The sequence below is a fragment of the Pseudomonas sp. MYb185 genome (assembly GCF_002979975.1).
Classification (GTDB): Bacteria; Pseudomonadota; Gammaproteobacteria; order Pseudomonadales; family Pseudomonadaceae; genus Halopseudomonas.
In genome coordinates this window covers 1-24,866 of the sequence record NZ_PCQD01000007.1, presented here as the reverse complement: position 1 = coordinate 24,866, position 24,866 = coordinate 1, and the positions used below count along the sequence as shown (strand labels likewise).

The following is a 24,866-nucleotide window of genomic DNA, read 5'->3' as shown; positions in this document are numbered from 1 at the left end:
TTGTCAGCCGGATTTCTTGCGCGGGGCTCTGCTACCCTGCCCGGCACTCTTGCCAGCCGTCCTGCCGGCGGCGGCCTTGCCCGCCCCGCGCTGCTTGCCACCCAGGCTGCGTTTCAGCAACTCGGTCAGGTCCACCACATCCGCACTCTGCCGCTCTTGCTCCAGTTCCTCGGCTTCCACCGCCTGGATTTCGCCGGCATCGACCTTCTCGTCGACCAGCGCCATGATCTGCTCCTCGAAGGTATTGTGGTATTCCTCCGGTTCCCAGCTGGCGGCCATGTCTTCCACCAGGCGCTTGGCCATATCCAGTTCCTTGCTGCTCAGCTTGACCTCGCGCACCTCCTCCTTCAGATCCAGTTGCTCGATGCTGCGCACCTCCGCTGGCCAGCGCAGGATGATCAGGGCCAGGGCCGCATCCAGCGGCATCAGCGCGGCGAGGCTCTGTTTGGTACGTACCACCACATGCGCCAGGGCCACCTTGCCGGTCCTGACCAGGGTTTCTCGCAACAGGGCGTAGACCTTCTCCCCGCGCCGGTCGGGGCTGAGAAAATACGGCTTGGCGATATTCAGCAGCGGAATCTCGGTGCTGTCGAGGAAGGCGAAGATATCGATGGTCTGCGTCGCCCTAGGCAGCGCGGCCTTGATCTCATCTTCGCTGATGATGACGTAGCGGCCCTTTTCGAACGCGATACCCTTGACGATATGTTCGCTGGCCACCTCCTTGCCGGTGACCTTGTTGATCCGCTTGTAACCCACCGGGTCCATGCTGCGCTGGTCCAGCCAGTCGAAGTCGATACCGCTGGAGGAAGTGGCGGACACCAGCGAGACCGGGATATGAACCAGGCCGAAACTGATCGCGCCCTTCCAGATTGCCCGTGCCATAACAGGATGCTCCTGGCCATTGTGTGCATTGTCTACGGATGACCCGGTGGCGAAGACAAAAGTTCAGCCCCGATCCGCGCCAGGCGGGCAGCAGAAAAACAATGAACCTCCCCGCCACTGCGCATTGTCTGTATGGATACGGGCCACCGGTATTACGGCCGATCTGCACGGGAGAACAGCCATGCGCGAGAAACACCGGTTCCTTGTCAGCTACATCATCGACAACCAGCCAACCACCATGGAAGTGCAGTGCGCTGCCGAGCACCTGTCGCCGGAGCAGGCCCGGGCACACGTCGAAGCCCGGCATGACAGCCGGCCCTCGGAACACATCACCGACATTCAGGTGACCCCAGTGCTGCATCCCGACTCCGAGCCGGGGCACAACTACCAACCCTGACCTGCCCTAACCAACCGGGAGAATCGACATGTCCCAAGGTGACAAAGACAAGTACACCGACAAGCAGAAACGCAAGGCCGAACACATCGAGAAAGGGTACGAGCGCAAAGGCGTTTCCGGGAAGGAAGCCGAGGCCCGAGCCTGGGCCACGGTGAACAAGCAGTCCGGTGGCGGCAACCGCTCCGGCGGCTCCGGACAGAAGAAATCCGCCGGTAGCAAGGCCGCCGCACGCAGTGATTCGGCGCAGCAGGCTGCCGCCACACGCAAGGCCGGATCGCGTTCGGCCTCGCTGCAGGAGCAGACCAAGGATCAACTGATGGCCAAGGCCCGGGCACAGAACATCCGTGGTCGTTCGACCATGCGCAAGCAGGAACTGGTCAATGCCCTGCGCCGGGCCAATTGAGGAGAACGACAATGTACGAGGTATTACGTGAGCTGTTTGGCAAACCACCGACGCACAATGTCACCACGGCGGAAAAGTGGGTGTCGATCGGTGGCGGCCTGGTGCTGATCGGCAAGGGGCTGAAACGACCGGGGCCGCTGGGCCTGATTAATCTGGCACTTGGCGCGGCGGTGATCTATCGCGGCGCCCGGGGCTATTGCCCGGCCAAGCGGCGACTGCAGGAAATGCGCGAACAGCGAGTCATCCCGCCGCCACCGCGCTTCAAGTAACGCCCCCGCTGCGCAAGCCTGGGCACCCTGGCTTGGAGGAATGTCATTGGGCAAGGTCCAATCGCCACCCAAGTCGGCTGTGGTGCTGCTGCAAACCGGGCAGCCGACCTCAGCCCATGAGCAACATGTGCATCGGCATCTCGCTGGCCAGATCGCCGAACTGCTGGGCATTCCGTTCGCCGGCGTGCAGCGGGGCAAGAGCGCCCCGCAGCAGTTGTATGTGGTGCCCGACGACACGCTGATCGCGCCACAGCCAGCCATCAGCAGTGATGCCGATCTCTATGGCGGCGTGGTCACTCACCCGTTCATGGCCACCAAGGCCATCTCCCATCCGCTGGTCGATGCCAATGCCCGCGCGCCCGAGGGCTGGAATACGCGCTTCATCGAGCTGGCCAGCGATGTGGTGCTGCCGGGCTACAGCGCCTTCGATGTGGACGATGCCCTGCGGGCCGGTCGCCAGCTACTGCAGCGCGGCGCGTTGCGCACCAAGCTGGTAGCGGGCCGCGCCGGGCGTGGACAACAGGTGATCCGATCACTCGCCGAACTGGAACACTGGCTGGGCCAGCAGGATGCGATCCGGGTGCGCGAGGAAGGTCTGGTGCTGGAACAGAACCTCGGCGCGATAGCCACCTATAGCGTCGGCCAGACCCGCGTCGGTAACCTGGTCGCCAGCTATTTCGGCACCCAGAAGCTGACCCGGGCCAATGACGGTGAAGCGGTATATGGCGGCTCGGACCTGTGGGTGGTGCGTGGCGATTACCGCGCCCTGGTGCGCCAGCTGGATCTACCCGTGGCGCGTACCGTCATCGCGCAGGCCCAGCGTTACGAGCAGGCCGCCGAAACGGCCTTTCCCGGTTTCATCGCCTCGCGGCGCAATTGCGATGTCGCCGTTGGCCACGACCCGGCCGGGCATCAGTGCAGCGGCGTGCTGGAACAGTCCTGGCGCATCGGTGGCGCCAGCAGTGCCGAGATCCATGCCCTGCTCGCCTTCGCCGCTGATCCGACATTGCAGCGCGTACAGGCGGGCAGTTGGGAAGTCTACGGCGCCGCGCCCCCGATCCCCGAAAGTGCCCTGGTGCTATATCAGGGCGATGATCCGGCCACCGGCCCCCTTACCACAGGAGTCAGAGTCCGACCATGGCAGCCACCAGCGAAGCTATAGAACTGACCGTTGCGCAGGAACAGATCGCCGGCACCCTGCTGGCACCACAGAAACGCATGCCCGGCATCCTCTTCGTGCATGGTTGGGGCGGCAGCCAGACCCGAGACATGACTCGCGGACGCGGCATTGCCGGCCTCGGCTGCGTATGCCTGACGTTCGATCTGCGCGGGCATGAGCGGACCCTGTTGCAGAAGCAGACCGTCACCCGCGAACACAACCTGCAGGATATCCTGGTCGCCTATGACCGCCTGGCGCAATATCCCTCGACCGACCCGGAACGTATCGCCGTGATCGGTACCAGCTACGGCGGTTACCTGGCGGCGATTCTCACCACCCTGCGCCCGGTGCGCTGGCTGGCCATGCGCGTGCCCGCACTGTACTGGGATGACCAGTGGGAAGTGCCCAAGCAGCAACTGGATCGCCAACAACTGATGCGCTACCGCCAGACCCTGCTCGGCCCACTGGACAACCGGGCGCTGGGGGCCTGTGCCGACTTCCTCGGCGATGTGCTGATCGTCGAGTCGGAATACGACGAGCATGTGCCACACAGCACCATCATGAACTACCGCTCCGCGTTCCGCCGGGCCCACTCGATGACCCACCGCATCATCGACGGAGCCGATCATGGGCTGTCCGACGAGCGCTGCCAGAGTGCCTACACCACCATCCTCACCAACTGGATCAGCGAGATGATCATCGGTGACCGGATCGGGCATCTGTCCTGAACATGTGACGGCCGCTGCGCTTTATTCTGGTTGAACCTTGGCGGGCGGATATTTCTCTATTCAGATAGGTACACAAAAACAGCAGAGGTGAGATATGTACAGTTCGAAACCGACGCACCTGAAAATCCTGGCCGCCGCCATCATGTCAATCGCTCTTGGTTACGTTGCCCAGCCCGCTTTTGCCCAGGACATGACCGACGACCGCGCCCCCCAAACCTCCGGCCCCACCGGCACCCCAGCCACCACGGGTGATGGCGGCAGTGCCGATACCACCGGTGCCATCCGTAATGACGATCAGGTCGATGGCGGCATGGCCGGCACCGATGCGAATGTCGACAGCATCGATGCTGCGGACTTTCTCGAAGAAGCCTCTGCCAACGGCGTGGCAGAAATAGAAACCGGACAGAAAGCCCTGGAAGAGTCGCAGAATGCGGAAGTCAGAGCCTTCGCCGAACGGATGATCAAGGACCACGCCGCAGCGAACGAGAAGATGGCCGAGCTCGCAGCAGACAAGGGGTTGGAGATATCCGATGAAGCCACGCTGATGGACAAGGCCAGGACCATGATCCTGCAGGCACGGGAGGGTGAATCCTTCGATGCGGCCTACGCCAATAACCAGGTGGCGGCCCACGAACGGACCATCGAACTGTTCGAACGCGCCACCCGCTCGGATGATGCGGAGGTTGCCGCCTTCGCCCGGGAAACCCTGCCCAAGCTGCAGGAACACCTGGAAGAAGCGCGCAAGCTGGTCGAATCCACGCCGGATACCTGATGTGAGTACTCGCCGGCAATCTGGGGATTGCCGGCTACCCGGTGCCTGTGGATTGCTTCACCGCGTTGCGGTTCGCAATGACGAGGGGGAGTGAGTGGCTTGCCTGTACTGCCCCCTCACCCGTCATTGCGAGCCCGAAGGGCGTGGCAATCCATGGCACAGGCCTCCCACCAGGGAGGACCAAGCAACCTCAGACGTAATAGTCGACCAGCCGCCGCAACGGCAGAGCTTGCGACTGGGCGCTCGATACCTCGACCACCTCGCTGTCGGCGACCCCGCTCAGGCTGTTGCCGGAGCCGGTCTGGCCGGCGCTTCGTTCCGCCAATTCACCACCGCCCTGGCGGGACTGGGATTGCTCCCCCGGCGAGCGGTCGGCCACTGTGACCTCCGCCTGCTCCAGCCCCTGCTGGCCGAACATCTCACGCAGCCGGTGCATCTGCGTTTCCAGTGCTTCACGCACGCTGGGGTTCTGGCTGACGAACTGCACCTGCAACTCCTGCCCGCGATGCTGGATGTGGATCTCCAGCGGACCAAGCTCGGCGGGGTCCAGCTGGATCTCCACGCTGCGCAGGTTCTGGCTGGACATCCACATCACCCGCTCGACCATGGCCTCGCCCCAGCTCGGCTGGCCGAAAGGCACGCCCATGGGCTGCGTCGCGCCGACGACCGGGCGCGCGGTCAGCGCGGCAGCGGCACTGGCCGCCTGGGCAGCATGACGCCCCAGGCCATCCAGGGCATCACTGTCTTCACTGCGGTTGAGGCCTTCCAGCTGCTCCACCAGCTTGCCGAGCATGGCCGGCGATGTGGCAGCACTCTCATTACCAGCGGCGCGCTGCAAGGCGGCAGCGAACTCCTGCTGGCTGTCCTGCTGCACGCTCTGCTGGGTAGTCTGCTGTAGTGCATTGGCCTGGGTTGTCTGGCGGCCGGATTCGATATTGGCCTGCTCCCGGCCCGGGTTTCTGCCCAGCAGCTCACGGCCCGGCAGTTCACCCTCGCCCTCCTCACCCGCCTGCTCTGCGGACGCTGCCAGAGCCGCTGCCTCGCCCCCGGCCGCTGCCCGAGAGGCAAGCATGGTCGCGGGGTCACCTGCCTGAGTAGAGGGTGCAGATCGGGAACCAGCCACATCAGCCGACTCCTGCAACCATTGCATCCACTGTCCCACCACCGCCAATGCATCCTCGGCGGTCGGCTCGGCCTCCTCTGCCGGCAACTGCTGCAGCCAATCCTGCAGTTCGGCCGGCAACATCTTGCCGTCGGCGGCAAGCGCAGCCTGCTCCAGTGCCGCCCGCTGTTCCGGGCTCAACTGATCGAGTGCCGACTCCAACTGCGCCGGCAACTGCTCGGCGAGCAGCCCGGCAAACTCCCCGCTGCCATCTGCAGACGGCGCTGCCTGAGCGCCGCGCCCCTGGCCGGCAGCACGCAGGTCGGAGCTCAACAGAGCCATCAAGGCTTGGCTGGTAGACATCGATACTCTCCATGCAAAAACGCAAACGCAGATTCTTTACATGGACAAGGCAAGTTCCGGGCCAACCCCTGAAGATGCCCCCATCACTGGAGGGGCGCCGCTCCCACCATCCGGCTGACCAGCGCTCGCCACGGGTTGACGAGCGCCTGCTCGACCACAGGGCTTTGACAGCAGGGCGTTGGCGTAGCGCAGGCGCGCTACACCCCGGTCAATATCTCCGTGCGTGAAACGCTGGGAGAGCGGCTCGCGGCGGGTTGGCAAGCGCCTGCTCCGACGGGGCTTTGACGGCAGGGCGTTGGCGTAGCGCAGGCACGCTACACCTCGGTCAGTGTCACCGCGCGTGGAACGCTGGGAGAGCGGCTCGTGGCGGGTTGGCGAGCGCCTGCTCGCCGACGGGGCTTTGACGACAGGGCGTTGGCGTAGCGCAGGCGCGCTACACCCCGGTCAATATCACCGTGCGTGAAACGCTGGGAGAGCGGCTCGTGGCGGGTTGGCGAGCGCCTGCTCAACCACAGGGCTTGGACGGCAGGAAACTGGCGTAGCGCAGGCGCGCTACACCCCGGTCAGGGTCACCGCGCATGGAGCGCTGGGAAAGCGGCTCGTGGCGGGTTGACGAGCGCCTGCTCGACCACAGGGCTTTGACGGCAGGGCGTTGGCGTAGCGCAGGCGCGCTACACCCCGGTCAATATCACCGCGCGTGGAGCGCTGGGAAAGCGGCTCGTGGCGGGTTGACGAGCGCCTGCTCGACGACGGGGCTTTGACGGCAGGGCGCTGGCGTAGCGCAGGCGCGCTACACCCCGGTCAATATCACCGCGCGTGGAACGCTGGGAGAGCGGCTCGTGGCGGGTTGGCGAGCGCCTGCTCGCCGACGGGTGGGTAGTGCACACTGCTGAGGAAGGTTTTCAGTACCGGCAAGCCAGCTGCGGGCGGATACGCAGGCTGAGCCGATCGAGCAGAGCGCAGACCTGCGCCGCGGCGACCGGATCGGCATTCCGCGCCGCATCCTCGGCCTGCTCGCAGGCCTGGCGCAGGGCCAGCGCACCCATATTGCTGCAACTGCCCTTGAAGCTGTGGGCCGCCTGACGGAATCCTTCCCAGTTGTGGCGATGGAGATTGTCATGCAACTGGCACAGGCGCCGGTCGGTGTCCTGCAGAAAGGTCTGCAACAGCAACTGATAGTCATCCTGCATCAAGTCGCGGAGCATGTCCTGTACCGTCGGATCCAGGTCGGAAAGTCGTTCAAACATGAATACACCTGACTGATTGAGAACCAGATCGGCCGAGGCATGCCGCACCGGGCCGACCTGCCGCGCGAGTATGCCCAAGCTATCGGGCAAAGACTACACCACTCAGATTACCGTTTGCTTGTAATGCCAACCGCATCACACAGCCGGCGCGGTTCAGCAGCCAGCCTGTGCGGTCGCGGGCGCCTCAATGCGAAACAGTTGCTCGAAGTTCGAGATGCTCAGCACCCGACGCATATCGCTGCTGCAATGGCTGATGCGGATATCCGCGGCATCGCCACCGGCATGGTCGCGCAGCAGCAACAGCATGCCCAGTGCTGAGCTGTCGATATACTCGGTATCGCGCAGATCCACGACGTACTGACGTACAACACCGGCCCGCTCGTAAGCCTGGCGGAAATCCTGGTGGGCGGAGAAATCAAAGCGGCCACTGACGCTGATGGTCAGTTGCTGTCCATCATCTGACAACATGCTATGAATCGGCATGGGGCCCCCTTATCGAGCGTACCAAGGCATCCTGCGGATAACACCGCTCCTATTACCTATGGTAGCCCGCTTCGGAGATTAAAGCGCTAGGGTCTGTTGGCAAAGGCGCGCTGGGTCAGTTCGTCCAGCAGTTTCTGTTCCTGCTTGTCGGCCCGGGCGCGGGCTTCTTCCTGGTAGCGCTCGATCAGCTTGCGCAGGGCTTCCACCCGCTGATAACGCTGGCGCCAGTTGTCCCGCGCGCGCTCCAGGCTCTGCCGGTGCCAGTCCAGGGTCTGCTGCTGCTGTTCGATGGCGGTCTGCATCTGGCTCATGAAACGCTGGTAGTTGATCAGCCATTCACGCCCCACACCCTGCCCACCGCGCTGCGCCCAGCCCTTTTCGTATTCGCCAGCGTAGTGTTCCAGATCACGCAGGCGCGCGCCGGCCTCATCGAGCTGCTGCTGGCATTCGCCGAGGGTCCTGGCCGCCTTCTTTTCCTCTTCCAGTGCCAGGTCCAGCACCGGCGCCATGCGTTTTACCCGGTTGTCACTCATTGATCAGCTGTTCCAGGGCAGCACGGCTGTCGGCCAGGGAGAAACTTTCGCGCAGGCCCTGGCGTAGAAAGCCCTGGATGCCCGGCATCTTGGCGATGGCCTTGTCGGTCATCGGATCGGAACCGGCGGCGTAGGCGCCGACACTGATCAGATCACGGCTCTGCTGATAGCGCGCGTACAGCTGCTTGAGCTGCTGGGCCTGCTGCAGATGCTCCGGCGGCACGATCTGCGGCATGGCGCGGCTGATCGAGGCCTCAATATCGATGGCCGGATAGTGCCCCTCCTCGGCCAGCCGCCGGGACAACACCACGTGACCATCAAGAATCGCCCGCGAGGCATCGGCGATCGGGTCCTGCTGATCGTCGCCCTCGGACAGTACCGTGTAGAACGCGGTGATCGAGCCGCCGCCCTGCTCGGCATTACCGGCCCGTTCGACCAGCGCCGGCAATTTGGCGAATACCGACGGCGGGTAGCCCTTGGTCGCCGGCGGTTCGCCGATGGCCAGGGCGATCTCACGCTGGGCCTGGGCGAAACGCGTCAGCGAATCCATCAGCAGCAGTACGTTCTTGCCCTTGTCCCGGAAGTATTCCGCCACGCGGGTGCAATACATGGCCGCGCGCAGGCGCATCAGCGGCGCATCGTCGGCCGGTGAGGCGACCACCACCGAGCGGGCCATGCCTTCCTCGCCGAGGATCTGCTCGATGAACTCCTTGACCTCCCGGCCCCGCTCACCGACCAGACCGACGATGGTGATATCCGCCTCGGTGAACCGCGTCATCATGCCCAGCAGCATACTCTTGCCCACCCCACTGCCGGCGAACAGGCCAAGGCGCTGGCCCCGCCCGACGGTGAGCATGCTGTTGATCGAGCGGATGCCGACATCCAGGGTTTCCTCGATGGGATGGCGCTTGAGCGGGTTGATCACCGGGCCGTTGAGATCGACCCAGTCCTCGCATTTGAACTGGCCCTTGCCGTCCAGCGGGCGGCCGATACCGTCCAGCACCCGGCCCAGCATCTCGCTGCCCATCGGCAGCTTGCCACCGCCGGCCGAGGGCACCACCCGGGCGCCGGGTTGCAGGCCCTGCATGCGGTCCACCGGCATCAGGTAGATCTTGCTGCCGGCAAAGCCCATGACCTCGGCCTCGACCCGGGTCTCGCCCTGGGGCGTCTCGTTGATCACCACGCAGCGGCTGCCGACCGGCGCCTGCAGGCCTTCAGCCTCCAGCGTCAGGCCGACCATGCGGATCAGCCGACCCTCCACCACCGGTGCCGCGGGCAGTTCGATGGCCAGGCCATACCCGGCCAGACGTCGGGCAAAGCTGATGCGTTCAGGCTTGCCCACTGTCATCCTCCGCTGGCGGCACGGCAATGCTCAGGTCAGGCTCGGGGGGATGGACACGCTGCTCGCGCTGCTGCTCGTTAAGTTGTTCGATGATCTGCTGCAGGCGGGTTTCCCGGGTCGCATCGACCTGGCTGTGCTCGGTTTCCACCCGACAGCCGCCGGGCAGCAGCTGATCATCCTCGAGCAGGCGCCAGCTTTCCTCGTGGCGTTCGCGGACCGCCTTCACCGCCTCGAAATCGGCGGGGTTGAGATAGATGCGGATATTCTCGGCGCCCATCGGCAGGGCCTTGAGCGCGCTGCGCAGCACCGACAGGATCTGGCTGGAGTCGGTGCTCAGCTCGCGCTGGATGACCTGGCGCACCATGCTTTCGACCAGGGTCAGCAGCATGTCCTCGATCTGGTCATCCTGCTGGCGGATCGGCTCCATGAGCTGCGCCATGACCGCTTCCAGCTCGGCCAGGCGTGCTTCCAAACGGGTTCTGGCTTCCTGCTGCGCCTTGAGCTGACCGGCATGGAAGCCGTCGCGCTCACCGGTGGCGAAGCCTTCGTTGTAGGCCTCGGCGCGGATCTGCTCCAGCTCCTCGACGGTGAAGGGTTTGACTTCCGGCTCGTCGAGCGGCTCCTCGGCCTGGGGGGCAGGTTCCGGCTCCGGTTCCGGCTCGGCCGATTCCAGCGGCACATGATGCGCCGCCTCGTCGAAACTGGGCAGATCCCACAGATTGAATGCCTGCAGCTGATCCCCGCGGATCAACTCACTCTCGGTCTTGTCGGTCATGCCCTCACCCCTGCCATCCATACCACCCCCTCATCCCGCCATTGCGAGCCACGCAGTGGCGCGGCAATCCATGGAGCGTATGTCGGTAACTCCGTGCCCATGGATTGCTTCACCGCTGTGCGGTTCGCAATGACGCCGAGGGGAGCCGCTCACCCGTGGACCTCCTGCCCCTCTCATCCGTCATTGCGAGCCCGAAGGGCGTGGCAATCCATGGAGCGCATGTCGGCAACTCCGTGCCCATGGATTGCTTCACCGCTGTGCGGTTCGCAATGACGCAGAGGGAGCCGCTCGCCCGTACGACCTCCTGCCCTTCTCACCCGTCATTGCGAGCCCGAAGGGCGTGGCAATCCATGGGGCACATGTCGGCAACTCCGTGCCCATGGATTACTTCACCGCTATGCGGTTCGCAATGACGCAGAGGGAGCCGCTCGCCCGTACGACCTTCTGCCCCTCTCATCTGTCATTGCGAGCCCGAAGGGCGTGGCAATCCATGGCGCGCATGTCGGCAACTCCGTGCCCATGGACTGCTTCACCGCTGTGCGGTTCGCAATGACGGCAGGTGGCGAGGTAGGTTGGTTGGCCGGTTGGCAACCATCAGATCATTTCCTCGGCACCCTTGCCACCCAGCACGATTTCCCCGGCGTCCGCCATGCGGCGGGCGACGGTGAGAATTTCCTTCTGCGCCGCTTCGACTTCGCTGATGCGTACCGGACCCTTGGCTTCCAGGTCGTCCTGCAGCAGCTCCGATGCGCGCTTGGACATGTTGCGGAATATCTTGTCCTTGACCGCTTCGTCGGCACCCTTGAGTGCCACCACCAGGACCTCGGAGGAGACCTCACGCAGCAACATCTGGATGCCACGGTCATCGACATCGGCCAGATTGTCGAACACGAACATGAGATCCTCGATCTTGTTCGACAGATCCTCATCCAGATCACGAATGGATTCTATCAGCTGCGCCTCGGTACCGCTCTCCAGATAGTTCATGATATCGGCGGTGCGCTGCACCCCGCCCATGTTGGCGCGGGTGGTGTTGGAGTTGCCGGCGAACTGCTTCTCCAGCACCTCGTTCAGTTCCTTGAGCGCCGACGGCTGCACGGTATTCAGCGCGGCCACCCGCAGCAGTACGTCCAGGCGTACCTTGTGGTCGAAATAGCTGATCACCTCGGCGGCCATGTCCGGGTCCAGATAGGCCACCACGATCGCCTGGATCTGCGGATGCTCATAGCGGATCACATCGGCCACGGCGCGCGGTTCCATCCATTTGAGACTGTCCAGGCCGGAGGTGCTGCCACCCATCAGGATGCGGTCGACCAGGCTGTTGGCCTTGTCCTCGCCCAGCGCCTGGGTCAGCATGGTGCGGATGTAACCATCGGCGCCGACACCCAGGCCGGTCTGCTCGCCGACCACCTCGATGAAATCGCCCATTACCTGCTGCACGTGGTCGCGCTGCACGGTACGCAACCCGGCCATGGCACTGCCGACCCGCTGCACTTCCTTGGGGCCCATGTGCCGCAGCACCGCGGCGGCATCCGACTCACCCAGACTCAACAGGAAGATCGCCGCCTTGTCGAGTTTGCTGAGTTTCTGTGTACGTTTGCTGTCTTCACTCATCGGAGTTGATCCACTCTTTGACCACCTGGGCTACCCGGCCCGGGTCCTCGGCCAGCAGGCCCTTGATTGCGTTGAGCTGCTGCTCGTAGCCGGCCCCCGGCGGCGGCAGCAGCACCGGGCTGCTGGTCGGCCCGGACAGGCTCACGGTGTCGTCACGCAGGTCATCACCCAGCAAGGCGTCGTCACCCAGCGCCGGATAACCGTCGCTGTCGCTCGCTGCCTGGCGATTGCCGCCACCCAGGCTCTTGAGCACCGGGCGCAGTACACCGAATACCAGGACCAGCACGAACAGAATACCCAATGCCTGCTTGGCGATATCCCAGAACCAGGGTTGGGTCCAGAACGGAATGTCCGCTATCTCGACCACGTCCCCGGCCGGCACGAAGGCACTGTTGACCACGCTGACACTGTCGCCACGGGCCTGGTCATAGCCCACCGCATCGCGCACCAACTGCGTCAGGTTGGCCAGCTCGGCCTCGCTCAGCGGCACGCTGGTCATCTCGCCGGTCTCGGCGTTGAGCTGCTGGTGATTGTCCACCACCACCGCCACCGACAGCCGGTTCAGGCGGCCCTGCTGCTGGCGGGTGTAGCTGATCTGCCGATCCAGTTCATAATTGCGCGTGGCCTGCTCACGGGAGTCACGCGGGGGAGCGACGACCACCGGCTCGCCGGTTTCCGGATCGATCACCTGCTCCGGTACCTGGGTGGTGCCCGGCGGCTGGTTGCTCAGGGCGCCAGGAATGCCCTGCGGCGCTTGCCCGGCAACCCGCTGCTCGGACAGCACCTGCTCGCTGCGCAGTGACGATTCGGGGTTGAAGCTCTCTGCGGTGGATTCCATGGTGCTGAAATCCACATCGGCGGACACTTCGGCCTTGTAGTTGCCGGTACCCAGTACCGGCTGCAGGATGTTGTGCACCCGGCGGGTGTAGGTCTCTTCGAGGCGACGGGTGTGGTCGAACTGGCGCCCGGCGATGGTCAGCTCGTTCAGTTCGTTCTGATCCGACAGCAGATTGCCGTGCTGGTCGACCACGGTCACCTGGTCCTTGCTCAGCTCGGGTACGCTGGTCGCCACCAGATTGACGATGGCCATCACCTGCGCCGGCTCCAGCTTGCGCCCGGCATACATCTCCAGCAACACCGAGGCGCTGGGCTTGCGATCATCGCGCACGAATACCGTGGAGCGCGGTATGGCGATGTGCACCCGCGCCGCCTTGACGTTGTACAGACTGGAAATGGTCCGCGCCATCTCGCCTTCCAGACCACGGCGGTACTGGGTGGTCTCCATGAACTGGCTGGTGCCCAGGCCGCGCTCGCGGTCGAGAATCTCGAAACCGAGGTTGCCGTCACCCTGGTTCACCCCGGCACCGGCCAGGCGCAGCCGCGCATCGGCCAGATCCTCGGCGCGCACCAGCAGCGCACCGCTGTTGGGCTCGACCTTGTAGCGAATACGGCTCTGCTGCAGTACTTCGATCACCTGGGTGGCGTCGAGGTTGCTCATGCTGCCGTACAACGGGCGGTATTCCGGCTGTTGCGACCACAGCACCACGGCAAAGCCGATCGCCACACTGGCGGCGAGACCGACCAGCAATGCGAACTGGCGCAGCATCGGCAGCTGCGCCAGGTTATCCAGAAAGCTCAGCCCCATGAACGGCTTGCGCGGCGCCTCGGCGGTGGCCGGCTCCGGTCGGGTAGCTGGGGTGTTGGGGGTGCTGGCAGCATCCATCAATCGTATCCTCGGTCAATCACGGCGCAGAATATCAGATAGGCATCTTCATGATGTCTTCATAGGCAGTAATCAACTTGTTGCGGACCTGGGTCATGGCCTGGAAAGCGACGCTGGATTTCTGCGAGGCAACCATCACCTCGGCCAGGTCGATCCCCGGCACCCCACGTTCGTAGCCGCTCTGCAGGTCACTGGTGGTCTGCTGCAATTCATTGACGCGGTTGACCGCCTGCTGCAACAGGTCATCGAACGCCGGCGCCTTGACATCCTGTGGCGCAGCCGGAGCGATCGGCTGCGGCCGGCTCATGGCCTCCATCTGCATGGAACGCATCTGCAGCATCAGACGATTGAATTCAACACCCTGCGTCATGGTCATTCTCCAGGCCGTAAATATTTTGACGGCAAAATCGATTCTGCAGAATATTTAGCAAGATTGATGCCAGGATCGCCCCTCTCCCCAACCTCTCCCGCAAGGGGAGAGGGAGTTAGGCCGTGCTTTGATCTAAGGATGAGATCTCAGGATCAGTCACCCCTCTCCTCTTGCGGGAGAGGGGCCGGGGGAGAGGGGGAACGAACGACAACCAAGCACCCCCTCACCCGGCAAACAGCACACCTTCCACATCCAACCCCGCATCGCGCATCTGCGCCAGCTTATAACGCAACGTACGCGGACTGATGCCGAGCTTTTCCGCAGTCTCCTTGCGACGACCACGTTCGGCACGCAGCACATCGATGATCAGCTGGAACTCGCGCTGGCGCACATCCTGCCCCAATGCCCCACCGGAAACAGGCGGCGGCACGGCAATGCCGGCCGGAACCGCCACCGGCGAGGCAGGTGCGGAAAAGGTAATGCTGTTGGGCGCAATGGCACTGCCCGGTGCTGTACCCAGGCACAGGTCCTGGGCGCGGATGACCCCGCCCTGCTGCAGGATCAGCGCCCGCTGCACGGCATTGTCCAGCTCGCGCACGTTGCCCGGCCAGCTGTGCTGTTGCAGCGCCAGGCAGGCATCCCCGGCAAAGCGTACCGGCCCCTGGTTCATCTTGCCGATATGCTTGGCCAGCAGGCGTTCGGCGATCGGCAGGATATCCGCCGGGCGCTGGCGCAGCGGCTGCCATTGCAGGGGGAATACCCCAAGACGGTAATACAGATCCTCACGGAAGCGGCCGGCGGCCACCTCACTCGGCATATCGCGGTTGGTGGTGGCGATGATGCGGATATCCAGCTCGATCAGCTTGCGCCCACCGACCCGCTCGACCTCCCGCTCCTGCAGCACCCGCAGCAGCTTGGCCTGCAGCGCCAGCGGCATTTCGGAAATCTCGTCCAGCAGCAGCGTGCCGCCATTGGCCTGCTCGAACTTGCCCGGCTGCGCCGCCACCGCTCCGGTGAAGGCGCCCTTCTCGTGCCCGAACAGCGTCGCTTCCAGCATGTTTTCCGGAATCGCCGCGCAGTTGATGGCAATGTATGGCCGCTCGGCACGGGAAGATTGCTGGTGGATATAACGCGCCAGCACTTCCTTGCCGGTGCCCGACTCGCCGGAAATCAACACCGTCGAATCACTGGCGGCGACCCGCTGGGCCAGTTGCAGCAATTGCTGGCTGGCCGGATCGACCGCCACCGGGCCGTCACTGTCACGCCCCTGCAGGCGGCCCTGGGCATGTTGCGCCACCAGCGCCAGCAGCGCCGCCGGCTCGAACGGCTTGACCAGATAGTCCACCGCACCTTCCCGCATGGCCGATACGGCATTCTGCACCGTGCCATAGGCGGTCATCAGCAATACCGGCAATTGCGGATGCCGTTCGCGCAATGCCCGTAACAGCGCGTGCCCATCCATGCCCGGCATGTTCACATCGCTGACCACCATGGCCACCGATTCGCGTTGCAACACAGCCAGCGCCGCTTCGCCATCGGCGGCTTCCAGGTAATCGTAGCCCCCCAGGGCCAGGGTGTCGGCCAGCGCCTCGCGCAATGCCCGGTCGTCTTCCACCAACAGAATGCGTGGACCCGTCATGCCAACTCTCCTCCCGCTACCGCCAGCGGCAGAACCGGCAACACCAGCTCCGCCCAGGTACCCCGGCCGGCCCGGCTGCGCAACAGGAAAGCGCCACCATGGGCCTGGGCCACGGATTTCACCACCGACACACCGAGACCAGTCCCCTGGTCACGGGTGGTATAAAAGGGTTCACCGATCTTCGCCAGCTCGGCCGGGGTCATGCCGCGCCCGCCGTCCACCACGCTCAGGCTCAGCCGGCCTTCCTGCAGGCGCTGGACAACCTTCAGCCGCGCCACCGGGGCGCCGGCCTGAATGGCATTGTCGATCAGATTGAGCATCGCCCCGACCAGGGTTTCCTGATTGCACTGCAACTGCACGCCGGCCGGCACCTGGTCCTCCCAGCGGCAGACAGCGCCTGCTTCATCGATCAGCGTTTCGGCCTGCTGCTGCAGATCAGCGAACAGCGCCTGCGCCGTGGTCCGGTCATTCAGCGGCAGGTCACCCTTGGCGAACAGCAACATGTCACGCACCTGCTGCTCGATGGTCTGCAGACGGTCCTTGAGCCGCTGGCTGAAACGCTGGCGATGACTGCTGGTCAGATCAGGCTGATTCAGATGGCTGGCATACAGCAATGCAGTAGATAACGGGGTGCGGATCTGGTGCGCCAGGGAGGCGACCATGCGGCCCAGCGCCGACAGCCGCTCGTTACGCGCCAGTTGCGCCTGCAGGCGTCGGGTTTCGGTCAGGTCGGTCAGCAGGATCAACTGCCCTGGCTCGCCACGCAGGGAACGGGTAGCCAGCGACACCCGGCGGCCACTGCGCAGTGATACCTCATGGTAATCATCTTCACGGGGAGCGAAGCGCTCGCTGATCAGCTCGCGCCAGAGCATGCCTTCCAGGGGTTCACCGAGCAGTTCGCGGGCGACGGGGTTGGCCTCGCGCACCACGCCGCGCCCGTCCAGCACGATCACGCCGCCGGGCAGCAGATCCAGCAGGTTCTGCAGGCGTCCAGCCAGGCAGGCCTTCTCCGCCAGCTCACGGCTGCGCTGGGCGCTGACCTCGGCCAACTCGGCCTGCAACTGCGTGACCTGTTGTTCGAGCAGCCCCTGGGACTCGCGCAACTGCTCGGACATCTGGCTGAACAAGGCATAGGCCTGCTCCAGCTTTTCCCTCTCCTGCGGCGCGGCGCGACTCTCCTGCGGCAGGTTGTGAGCGGTAACAGCCATGGTGACTCCCTGATAAGCACACTAACTGGGGAGCACTCAAGCAAGGGTTATGCCATCAACAATAAACCATTTAAAATCAATGCTTTATAAATAAATGGCCGTTTCGGATGTCAGTCTTCTGACGGTTCCCGGTCGCCTGCCGCCTCGGCGTCGCGGCTCATGCCATATTTACGCATCTTCTCCACCAGCGTGGTACGACGAATCCGCAACCGCTCCGCCGCGCGCGCCACCACGTAATTGGCATCGTCCAGCGCCTGCTGGATCAGCGCCTGCTCCAGCTCGGCCAGGTACTCCTTCAGGTCCAGCCCTTCCGGTGGCAGCCCGGTGGGACCGCTGAGACCGGAAACAGACGGACGCCAGGCGTTGTCATCGCGCTCTTCACGCAGTTGGCGCAGATCGTCCTGGTCGTCATCGAGATAGCGGAACTTGCGCGGCAGTTCGCCGACGCCGATCACCCCGTGGGGATGCATGATCGCCATGCGCTCGACCAGGTTGGCCAGCTCCCGCACATTACCCGGCCAGGGGTGCTGACACAGGGACATGATCGCTGCGCTGCTGAAGCGGATCGAGCCACGCTTCTCGTTTTCCAGACGGGTGATCAATTCATTGAGCAGCAGCGGCAGGTCTTCGATCCGCTCGCGCAGCGGCGGCATCTCGATGGGGAATACGTGCAGGCGGTAATACAGGTCCTCGCGGAACTCGCCATTGGCGATCATCTGCTCCAGGTTCTTGTGCGTGGCGGCGATCACCCGCACATCGGCCTGTTGCGGCTTGTTGCTGCCGACCCGCTCGAAGGTGCGCTCCTGCAGTACACGCAGCAGCTTGACCTGCATGTTCAGCGGCATGTCGCCGATCTCATCAAGGAACAGCGTGCCCCCGGCAGCCAGCTCGAAACGCCCGGCCCGACTGGTAATCGCCCCGGTAAAGGCACCCTTCTCATGACCGAACAGCTCGCTCTCCAGCAGCTCGGCCGGAATCGCTCCGCAGTTCACCGGCACGAAGGGGGCATCCTTGCGCTGCGAGTGATAATGCAGATTGCGCGCTACCACCTCCTTGCCGGTGCCCGAGTCACCCAGGATCAGCACCGTGGCCTCGGTGTCGGCCACCTGCTTCATCATCTGCCGCACCGACTGGATCGACCGGCTGGTACCGACCAGGCTGCGGAACAGGTTCGGTTCGCGCTGGCGCTTGCGCTGCCCGTCGTCGAATACCTCACGGTAGACCTGGGCGCGGTGCAGCGTATCGAGCAACTGGTTGTAGCTCAACGGCGGCTCGATGGTTGCCAGCAGCCGCTGGCGCAGATGATCCGGCCAGCCGACCAGTTGGTCCCGCCCGAGCATGACCACCGGCAGGTGCGCATCCCACTTGTCGAGCTGGCCCAATACCCCGTCAGCCCCCTGGGGATGTTCGCATTTGCCGAGAATCACGCACTTGACCGCGGCGGCAGACGGCAACTGCGCGGCCGCCTCCTGTTGCCAGGCGGTGGAATTGGTGAACAGCGTATCCTCTCCGAGGAATCCGAGAATCAGGTTGAGGTCGTGGCGGCTTTGCGGACAATCATCGATCAGAAGGATATGACTATTGGGCTGCATGACTGGCAGAAATTCCTCTACTTGCGTTTCCACGCAGAATATAATGGCCTTACGCCATATCTAGCGGCTATAAGCACAAGGTAGAGAGATTGGCAGCGCGAGTCAAATACTTGGCGCACCTTTTTAGCGCAACTCGTCGCATAACGCATTCATTGGCGGAACAAAAAGCGGAATTGAGGGTCTCATTGCCTCCGCAAATATCGGCATCGCGATATTCGCGGAGCTCGGCTCAGCTGAACATCTGGTATACCTTGGCACCCTGCTTGCCGCGCTGCACCCCTTGCAGCTCCTCGGCCAGCTTGCCCTGCACCGCCTGGCACAGGCCGATGACTTCACGGTAGGTGGCCGACAGCGAGCCCAGCACCTCGGCCAGCAACGCTTCGTCCCGATCAGGCTGGGCCATGGCCTGCTGTACCAGTTGGCGGCACAGTCGATCCAGTTCCCCCACCTGCTGCCAGTCTCCCGCCTGCACAGCGGCAATCAGCGCCTGGTGGGTATCCTGCAATTGTTCTACGGCAACGGCCATGGGTTCTCTCCTCGCGGCTCAGGATTGGCGAATGCCATCCCAGCCCTGCTTGATCTCACGCAACAGACTTGCCACCTCATCCAGCATGGCTGGATCGTTCTGCAGATTGGCCTGGCTCAGACGCTGCTGCATGAAGGCGTATAGATTATCCAGATTTGCCGCTATTTCGCCACCTTTCTCCCGGTCAACCGACTCGCGCAGACCACCGATGATACCCATCGCCTTGCCGATCAGCTCACCCTTGAGCGGGATATTGCCGTGCTCCAGTGCGCCCCTGGCCTGGGCCAGACGCTGCAGGCCACCTTCGAACAGCATCTGGATCAACCGATGCGGGTCCGCCTCGCTGACCTGGGCATGGACACTGACTGTCTGGTACTGCTTCATTGCGTAGGCATTCATGGGAGCATAGATCCTGTTGAGCTGTTGCACATGCCTCTGTTATCGGCAGCACCGGAAAAACTTGAAGAAATTTTTGCCCAAACAGCAGTCAGCGACTATCTTTGCGTAATGGCTATATGCAAGCATCTGACGGAATAGCGAACAGTAGTACCGACAAAGGACATAACATGAGTACTCGCCACCTCCTCCTGGCCGCCCTGTGCCTGCTGGCCATCACCGGCTGCAAATTCGGCTCCAGCTCCAGTTCCGGATCGAAGGACAGCGCAACCGAGGCCCCGCCACCCAACATCCTGTTCATCGTCATCGATGATGTCGGCGTCGACCAGTTCGAAGCCTTCGGCTACGGCGGCGCTCTCCCGCCGCAGACCGACAGCATCGACGCCATCGCCAACGCCGGCGTGCGCTTTCGCAACACCTGGTCGATGCCCACCTGCTCGCCAACGCGCTCCACCTTCTTCGAAGGTCGGTATCCATTCCGCAGCGGCGTACGCAACGCCATCGTCTCCAACGACCTGGCCAACTCCCAGGTCTCACCCTACACCCTGACCACGCCCAAGCTGCTCAAGGAGCAGGCCGGCTATGTCAGCGCACTGATCGGCAAGATGCACCTCACCGGCTCCGACATCAGCCCCCACAACCACCCGCTGGGTGACGACGCCATGCGCGAACTGGGCTGGGACTACTTCGCCGGCTACCTGGATGGCGCACCCTACCCCATCGACACCACCGCCGGCGGCGTCGCCCCGGTGGGCACCTATCATTGCGGCTTCGTGCCCAATACCACCGCCGACAGCAGCAACGGCGCCGACTACGGCGTCTGTTACCTACCCGATGGTCACGCCAGCGGCACCCATCTGTTGATGACCGACCCGAACACTTACCCCACGCCCGGCCGCACCTGTCTGGAACTGGGCGGCATCCTCGACCCGCTCAGCAGCGCCTACAGCCAGTCACGCCGCGCCGAACTGGATTTCAGCGTGCAGAACGGCCACTACACCGGCGCCTGGAAGATCAACCACGCCGATGGCAGCAATGAAGTCCTGGAAGCCGACCACCCACGCGCCCGCGGCTACCGCACCATCCTGGAAACCGACCTGGCCATCGACTGGATCGAACAGCGCCAGCAGCAGCCCGACACACCCTGGATGCTGAGCCTGGGCTACTCCTCCCTGCATACCCCACTGCAGCCGCCACCAGCCAACCTGCTGCCAAACCCGGATGCCACCCTCAGCCTGGTTGGCTGCGGCACTCCGGTGGCCGACTCCCTGACCGAACTCGGCATCCTCCCGGTTGACCCTGTCGATCTCGCCGACTTCGCCCAGCAACGGGCGGTCGCCCAGCACATGCTGGAAGCCGTGGACCGGGAGATCGGCCGCCTGCTGGTCGACACCGGCATCGCCCTGCGCCTCGACGACGGCAGCCTGCAATACAACCCCGACAGCAACACCATGGTGGTGCTGACCAGTGACAACGGTACCTACATGCCCACCGTCAAGCTGCCATTCGACCCGCTGCGCGCCAAGGGCTCGCTGTACCAGACCGGCGTCTGGGTACCTCTGGTGGTAACCGGCCCGATGGTCAACAGCCCGGACCGGGATGTGCCGCACATGGTCAACAGCACCGACCTGTTCAGCCTGTTCCGCGAAATCGCCGGCATCGATGAAAGCAGCCTGCCCAGTGAGCTGCAACTGGATGCCCAGCCGGTCATGCCCTACCTGACCGAACCGGACCGGGACGGCATTCGCAGCACCAACTTCACCGAACAGGGCACCAACATCAGCGCCTCCACCCCGCCACCCTGCGTGATTCCCGCCGCCAACACCTGCGTACAGATCTTCCCGCAGCAGGGCGTGTGCGAAGACCAGAGCGGCGTCTGGTACGGCCCCGGCAGCGACATCGACCCGAACGGCTTCAGCTCCTGCTGCGCGGTCAACGCCTACCTGGAAAGCCAGAACCAACCCGCCACGGTAATGTTCCCCCAGCACCAGAGCGCGCTGCGTAACGAAGATTTCAAACTGGTCCGCCTGCGCCGCCTGGACTGTGCCACCGACACCCTGGTCGACACCGAGGAGTTCTACGAAGTAAACGAAAGCACCAACCCCGCCGAACTCAAGCTCGACCGCGAAGAACTCAACCTGCTGGCCAGCAACACGCCCGAGCAACTGACCGGCGAGCAACAGGCCAACTTCACCGCCCTGCGCGACGAACTGACCCACCTGCTGGCCAGCGGCATCGACTGCCCCGGCGACGGTAACGGCGACCTGCAGGTGAATCAACAAGACCTGGAGCAATGGGCCTACTGGAGCGACCCGGCACAGGGCGGCGGCTACTCCAGCTGGTACGACTTCAACCATGACGGCCTGACCGACGAAGCAGACAGAGCCATCATCGAAGCCAACCTGGGAAATGACTGCCGGATCTAACCCCTCCGGCAACACCAGCACCATGGACGGCCGGGTTCCATCCCGGCCAGCGCCATCTCAGGCCAGCACATTGTCCGGAATGCAGCTCATGCGCTCACTCGCGCAACAAGGCCGAATCCATGCTCTCAAGTACCAAGGCAATGCGCTGATGGTGTGCCCGTTTAAACATTCCGGCCTCCCCCACCAAATACCTGGCGCAGAGCCTCCATAAGAGCAAGTTCATCCGGCAGGGCTTTATCCAGATCAGCATGGCGCCAATTACGTTCGTAGATATCCCAAGCCTCCTGCGGGCTCAGACTATCGGTTCCCTGTACCTGCCAGGCAAGACTCTTCAGAACAGGATAGGTCACCAGCGATACACGAACTGGAATACTCGCCTGTGCCTGCAGATCAGGCTTTTCAGCGTTCGCCGCCTCAATCAGCTCAAATTCCAGTCCCAAAGCCGCCAGAACCCTGAGGTAGGCCGCCATACTCACCGAGGGCTCTCCACGCTCTATTCGATGCAGCGTGACCCTGGAAATACTGGAAGCCTCGGCAGTCACAGTGGTACTGACTCTCAGCGCCTTGCGACGAGCACGTATCTTGCTTCCCAGTCGAGCAGCCCTCGCCGCGATGTCAGAAGGGGGCATATCTGCAGACATACAGCGCATCCTCTAATAAAACCGTTTCTCATTATGTGCATTTTTGCTTATTTGTAAACAATAAGAAACATAACAACCTAATCTATACCACCCCGGATAACAATTCCCCTCCTAGGGTTGGCGAGCCCCCTGGGAACATCGAGCACCAGCTCGATGAAAGCCCACCCCAAAAACAACAAACCCCAGCCAAAGCCAGGGTTCATCAATCAACCGAAACGCATCACGCCCTTATCTGGGCTCAATCGCATCCCACCCTTCCTTGATCTCTTCCAGCAACTGCTGCACTTCATCCAGCGACCGCGGCGTATCATCCAGCGCCACCCCTGCCAGCTTGCGAGTCATATAGTCGTACAGGCCATCCAGATTCTCGGCAATCTCCCCACCCAGATCCTTGTCCAGCGACGCCTGCAGCGCGCCAATGATGCTGATGGTGCTGCTCACCGCGGTACCACGCCGCTCCGGGTTGCCGGTAGCCTGCGCATGCCGGGCCAGCTTCAGGCGCTCGATGGCGCCGGCCAGCAGCAACTGCACCGCCCGGTACTGGGAAACTTCCTGGGCCAGGTTGACCTGCTTGTAGGTATCGATGGGGCTTTTCATGGTTTATTTCTTATCCTTTCTCACGACGCCCGGCAGGCTGTCGAGTTGAGCGGTCAGGAAGGAACTGGTGCTGTTCATCTGCGATATCAGTGAGTCCATGGCATTGAACTGCGCCAGGAGGCGCGATTCCAGCTTGGTCAGACGAGTAGCCAGCGTCTCACGCTGGTCATCCACGCTCGACAGGGTATTCTGCAGCGCCTTGGTGCGATTCTCCAGAATGCCGCCGGTCTCGGTATAGGGCTTGACCTTGTTCTCCAACCGAGCCATCAACCCCTGGTCGCCGGTAAAGAAGCTGTTCACCTGCTCGAAATTGGTATCCAGCGCCTTGTTCAGCTTGGTATTGTCGACCGCCAGTTTACCGTCGCGCTGGGTGCTGATACCCAGGTCCGCCAGGATGCGGATACCTTCCCCGCTGCTTGGCGCGGTCAGCTCGCTGCGCATCGCACTCATGAACGAACGCACTGAGGAATCACCCACCAGCGCCGCAGCCAGCGGCTCGCCATCATCCCCACCGACCGACACCACACTGGTCAGCGCATTGATGCTGTCGAGCATCGCGTTATAAGCATCGACAAAATCAGTAATGGACTTTCTGACGCCAGCCTTGTCCTCGGTCACACCGAGGTTGATGGTTTCGGCATTGGCCAACGCTTCCGCCGACTGCGCACCCTTGAGCGTCAGGGTCACGCCCTCGATGGCGTCCTCCACGGTATTGCTGGCACTGCTCAGGTTGATTCCATCAATCGCCAGATTGGCATCGCGGGAATAACTGATCACCCGTGCGGCGCGGGGATTATCTGCGTTCACCGGGGTCGGCTCGAAATCGGCCTCGGTACCGGACGGTGGCGCGAACGCCAGCTCGCTCAGATCACCAGTAGCATCCGCCGACACCGACACGCTGATATCGTTACCGGTACCCGATTTGTCCGAACTCAACACCAACCGCGCCCCACCCTCGCCATTCGGGTCATTGACGATAGTTGCGCTGAGCCCCTTGTCTTTCCCGGCAGCATTGATCGCATCGCGGATATCGGTAAGGCTACCGTTCGACACATCAATATCCAGCGACTCATCGCCCACATTGATGGTCAGGGTACCGCTGCCCAGCACATCACTGGCATTGTCGAAACCGGCCAGCGCCACCTTGCTGCTCTGCGCCAGGTTGAACACCTGCACGTTGTAGTTACCGGCAATCGCCTTGGAATCCGCCGTGATGCTGACAGTATCAGCTGCGCTGGAAGTTGCACTGCGCTTTTCAAACAGCGAGGGGTCGTTGAGCTTTTCAAGCGCTTTCTGGAAGGTCGACAACGCACTGCGGAACTGCCCCAGCGCCGATACCTTGGTGGTGGTGGTCTTTTCCAGCCGGTCAAGCTGCGCCGTCTTGGGCGCCGCTTCCGCATTCACCAGCGCACTCACCATGCCGCTGACATCCATCCCCGAACCGATACCGGTAATTGCCATAACCTTACCCTCTGCGACCGTTTATTGACGGTTCGCTGCTGAAAAAGAAGATCTCAGCACAAACATGCAGAGATCATGCCAGCCCCAAACACCCTACGCCAAACCCTCAAGCACCGCCGTACCGCCCCCCTCTCCCCTCGCGGGGCGGAAGCGGGAATAGCGAAGCACTGCTTCGCCCGCTGGAGCGCCCTGAGCTCTGCGAAGGGCCGGGGCGCGGA

25 protein-coding genes are annotated in these 24,866 nt (G+C 63.2%); 7 read left to right on the top strand and 18 right to left on the bottom strand.

What is annotated here, in order from left to right; all coding sequences use genetic code 11:
* Window positions 1–3 precede the first annotated feature (3 nt).
* Complete coding sequence (locus tag CQ007_RS12005) at window positions 4–882, bottom strand: Ku protein (protein WP_105646073.1); 879 nt, start codon at window positions 880–882, stop codon at window positions 4–6.
* A gap of 181 nt (window positions 883–1,063) precedes the next feature.
* On the opposite strand from CQ007_RS12005, the gene CQ007_RS12000 reads away from it, so the two are divergent.
* From CQ007_RS12000 to CQ007_RS11975, 6 genes are all read left to right on the top strand, one after another.
* Entirely contained in the window at window positions 1,064–1,279 is a 216-nt protein-coding gene (locus CQ007_RS12000) for a hypothetical protein (protein ID WP_105646072.1), read from the top strand.
* 28 nt (window positions 1,280–1,307) lie between these two features.
* A complete protein-coding gene (locus CQ007_RS11995; protein ID WP_105646071.1) occupies window positions 1,308–1,682 on the top strand; it encodes a Rho termination factor N-terminal domain-containing protein in 375 nt (124 codons plus the stop codon).
* Between the two features lie 11 nt (window positions 1,683–1,693).
* A complete protein-coding gene (locus CQ007_RS11990) occupies window positions 1,694–1,951 on the top strand; it encodes a DUF2892 domain-containing protein (RefSeq protein WP_105646070.1) in 258 nt (85 codons plus the stop codon).
* Between the two features lie 40 nt (window positions 1,952–1,991).
* Window positions 1,992–3,113 (top strand): DUF3182 family protein, encoded by a 1,122-nt coding sequence (locus CQ007_RS11985; protein ID WP_105646069.1) that lies wholly within the window; start codon window positions 1,992–1,994, stop codon window positions 3,111–3,113.
* Complete coding sequence (locus CQ007_RS11980) at window positions 3,089–3,838, top strand: S9 family peptidase (RefSeq protein ID WP_105646068.1); 750 nt, start codon at window positions 3,089–3,091, stop codon at window positions 3,836–3,838. The genes CQ007_RS11985 and CQ007_RS11980 overlap by 25 nt, the downstream gene beginning before the upstream one ends.
* Before the next feature lie 94 nt (window positions 3,839–3,932).
* On the top strand, window positions 3,933–4,610 hold the full coding sequence (locus tag CQ007_RS11975; protein ID WP_256582280.1) for a DUF4142 domain-containing protein: 678 nt from the start codon (window positions 3,933–3,935) through the stop codon (window positions 4,608–4,610).
* A 190-nt stretch (window positions 4,611–4,800) separates the two neighbouring features.
* Here CQ007_RS11975 and CQ007_RS11970 read toward each other — a convergent pair whose 3' ends face one another.
* The 14 genes from CQ007_RS11970 to fliS (CQ007_RS11905) all read right to left on the bottom strand — a co-directional run bounded on the left by CQ007_RS11970 (window position 4,801) and on the right by fliS (CQ007_RS11905) (window position 19,526).
* Window positions 4,801–6,075, bottom strand: a complete 1,275-nt coding sequence (locus tag CQ007_RS11970) for a flagellar hook-length control protein FliK (RefSeq protein ID WP_105646067.1) — start codon at window positions 6,073–6,075, stop codon at window positions 4,801–4,803.
* A 902-nt stretch (window positions 6,076–6,977) separates the two neighbouring features.
* Window positions 6,978–7,322, bottom strand: coding sequence for an Hpt domain-containing protein (locus CQ007_RS11965; RefSeq protein WP_146114579.1), 345 nt, complete (start codon window positions 7,320–7,322; stop codon window positions 6,978–6,980).
* Between the two features lie 153 nt (window positions 7,323–7,475).
* Complete coding sequence (locus CQ007_RS11960; protein ID WP_105646065.1) at window positions 7,476–7,805, bottom strand: STAS domain-containing protein; 330 nt, start codon at window positions 7,803–7,805, stop codon at window positions 7,476–7,478.
* Between the two features lie 86 nt (window positions 7,806–7,891).
* Window positions 7,892–8,338 (bottom strand): flagellar export protein FliJ, encoded by a 447-nt coding sequence (fliJ, locus tag CQ007_RS11955; protein ID WP_105646064.1) that lies wholly within the window; start codon window positions 8,336–8,338, stop codon window positions 7,892–7,894.
* On the bottom strand, window positions 8,331–9,680 hold the full coding sequence (gene fliI, locus CQ007_RS11950; protein WP_256582279.1) for a flagellar protein export ATPase FliI: 1,350 nt from the start codon (window positions 9,678–9,680) through the stop codon (window positions 8,331–8,333). The genes fliJ and fliI overlap by 8 nt, the downstream gene beginning before the upstream one ends.
* On the bottom strand, window positions 9,667–10,455 hold the full coding sequence (fliH, locus tag CQ007_RS11945) for a flagellar assembly protein FliH (RefSeq protein WP_105646278.1): 789 nt from the start codon (window positions 10,453–10,455) through the stop codon (window positions 9,667–9,669). The genes fliI and fliH overlap by 14 nt, the downstream gene beginning before the upstream one ends.
* A 594-nt stretch (window positions 10,456–11,049) precedes the next feature.
* On the bottom strand, window positions 11,050–12,069 hold the full coding sequence (gene fliG, locus CQ007_RS11940; RefSeq protein ID WP_105646062.1) for a flagellar motor switch protein FliG: 1,020 nt from the start codon (window positions 12,067–12,069) through the stop codon (window positions 11,050–11,052).
* Window positions 12,062–13,792 carry a flagellar basal-body MS-ring/collar protein FliF gene (gene fliF, locus CQ007_RS11935; protein ID WP_105646061.1) on the bottom strand — a complete coding sequence of 577 codons (1,731 nt, stop codon included), beginning with the start codon at window positions 13,790–13,792 and terminating at the stop codon, window positions 12,062–12,064. Before fliF ends, fliG begins: the two co-directional genes overlap by 8 nt.
* A 34-nt stretch (window positions 13,793–13,826) precedes the next feature.
* Window positions 13,827–14,162 (bottom strand): flagellar hook-basal body complex protein FliE, encoded by a 336-nt coding sequence (fliE, locus tag CQ007_RS11930; RefSeq protein WP_105646060.1) that lies wholly within the window; start codon window positions 14,160–14,162, stop codon window positions 13,827–13,829.
* Window positions 14,163–14,385: 223 nt separating this feature from the next.
* Complete coding sequence (locus CQ007_RS11925) at window positions 14,386–15,801, bottom strand: sigma-54 dependent transcriptional regulator (RefSeq protein ID WP_105646059.1); 1,416 nt, start codon at window positions 15,799–15,801, stop codon at window positions 14,386–14,388.
* Window positions 15,798–17,009: a PAS domain-containing sensor histidine kinase gene (locus CQ007_RS11920; RefSeq protein ID WP_105646058.1), complete on the bottom strand. Its 1,212-nt coding sequence runs from the start codon at window positions 17,007–17,009 to the stop codon at window positions 15,798–15,800. Before CQ007_RS11920 ends, CQ007_RS11925 begins: the two co-directional genes overlap by 4 nt.
* 110 nt (window positions 17,010–17,119) lie before the next feature.
* The gene (locus CQ007_RS11915; protein ID WP_105646057.1) at window positions 17,120–18,601 is read right to left on the bottom strand and encodes a sigma-54 dependent transcriptional regulator; all 1,482 of its coding nucleotides are present in this window, start codon (window positions 18,599–18,601) and stop codon (window positions 17,120–17,122) included.
* A 229-nt stretch (window positions 18,602–18,830) separates the two neighbouring features.
* Window positions 18,831–19,127 carry a flagellar protein FliT gene (locus CQ007_RS11910; RefSeq protein WP_105646056.1) on the bottom strand — a complete coding sequence of 99 codons (297 nt, stop codon included), beginning with the start codon at window positions 19,125–19,127 and terminating at the stop codon, window positions 18,831–18,833.
* A gap of 18 nt (window positions 19,128–19,145) precedes the next feature.
* Complete coding sequence (fliS, locus tag CQ007_RS11905; RefSeq protein WP_105646055.1) at window positions 19,146–19,526, bottom strand: flagellar export chaperone FliS; 381 nt, start codon at window positions 19,524–19,526, stop codon at window positions 19,146–19,148.
* Between the two features lie 167 nt (window positions 19,527–19,693).
* On the opposite strand from fliS (CQ007_RS11905), the gene CQ007_RS11900 reads away from it, so the two are divergent.
* Entirely contained in the window at window positions 19,694–21,949 is a 2,256-nt protein-coding gene (locus tag CQ007_RS11900; protein ID WP_105646054.1) for a sulfatase-like hydrolase/transferase, read from the top strand.
* Between the two features lie 161 nt (window positions 21,950–22,110).
* On the opposite strand, the gene CQ007_RS11895 is transcribed toward CQ007_RS11900, so the two are convergent.
* From CQ007_RS11895 to fliD, 3 genes are all read right to left on the bottom strand, one after another.
* Window positions 22,111–22,590, bottom strand: a complete 480-nt coding sequence (locus CQ007_RS11895) for a helix-turn-helix domain-containing protein (protein ID WP_158256766.1) — start codon at window positions 22,588–22,590, stop codon at window positions 22,111–22,113.
* 228 nt (window positions 22,591–22,818) lie between these two features.
* A complete protein-coding gene (fliS, locus tag CQ007_RS11890) occupies window positions 22,819–23,187 on the bottom strand; it encodes a flagellar export chaperone FliS (RefSeq protein WP_105646052.1) in 369 nt (122 codons plus the stop codon).
* 3 nt (window positions 23,188–23,190) lie between these two features.
* Window positions 23,191–24,648, bottom strand: a complete 1,458-nt coding sequence (gene fliD, locus CQ007_RS11885) for a flagellar filament capping protein FliD (RefSeq protein ID WP_105646051.1) — start codon at window positions 24,646–24,648, stop codon at window positions 23,191–23,193.
* Window positions 24,649–24,866: the final 218 nt, after the last annotated feature.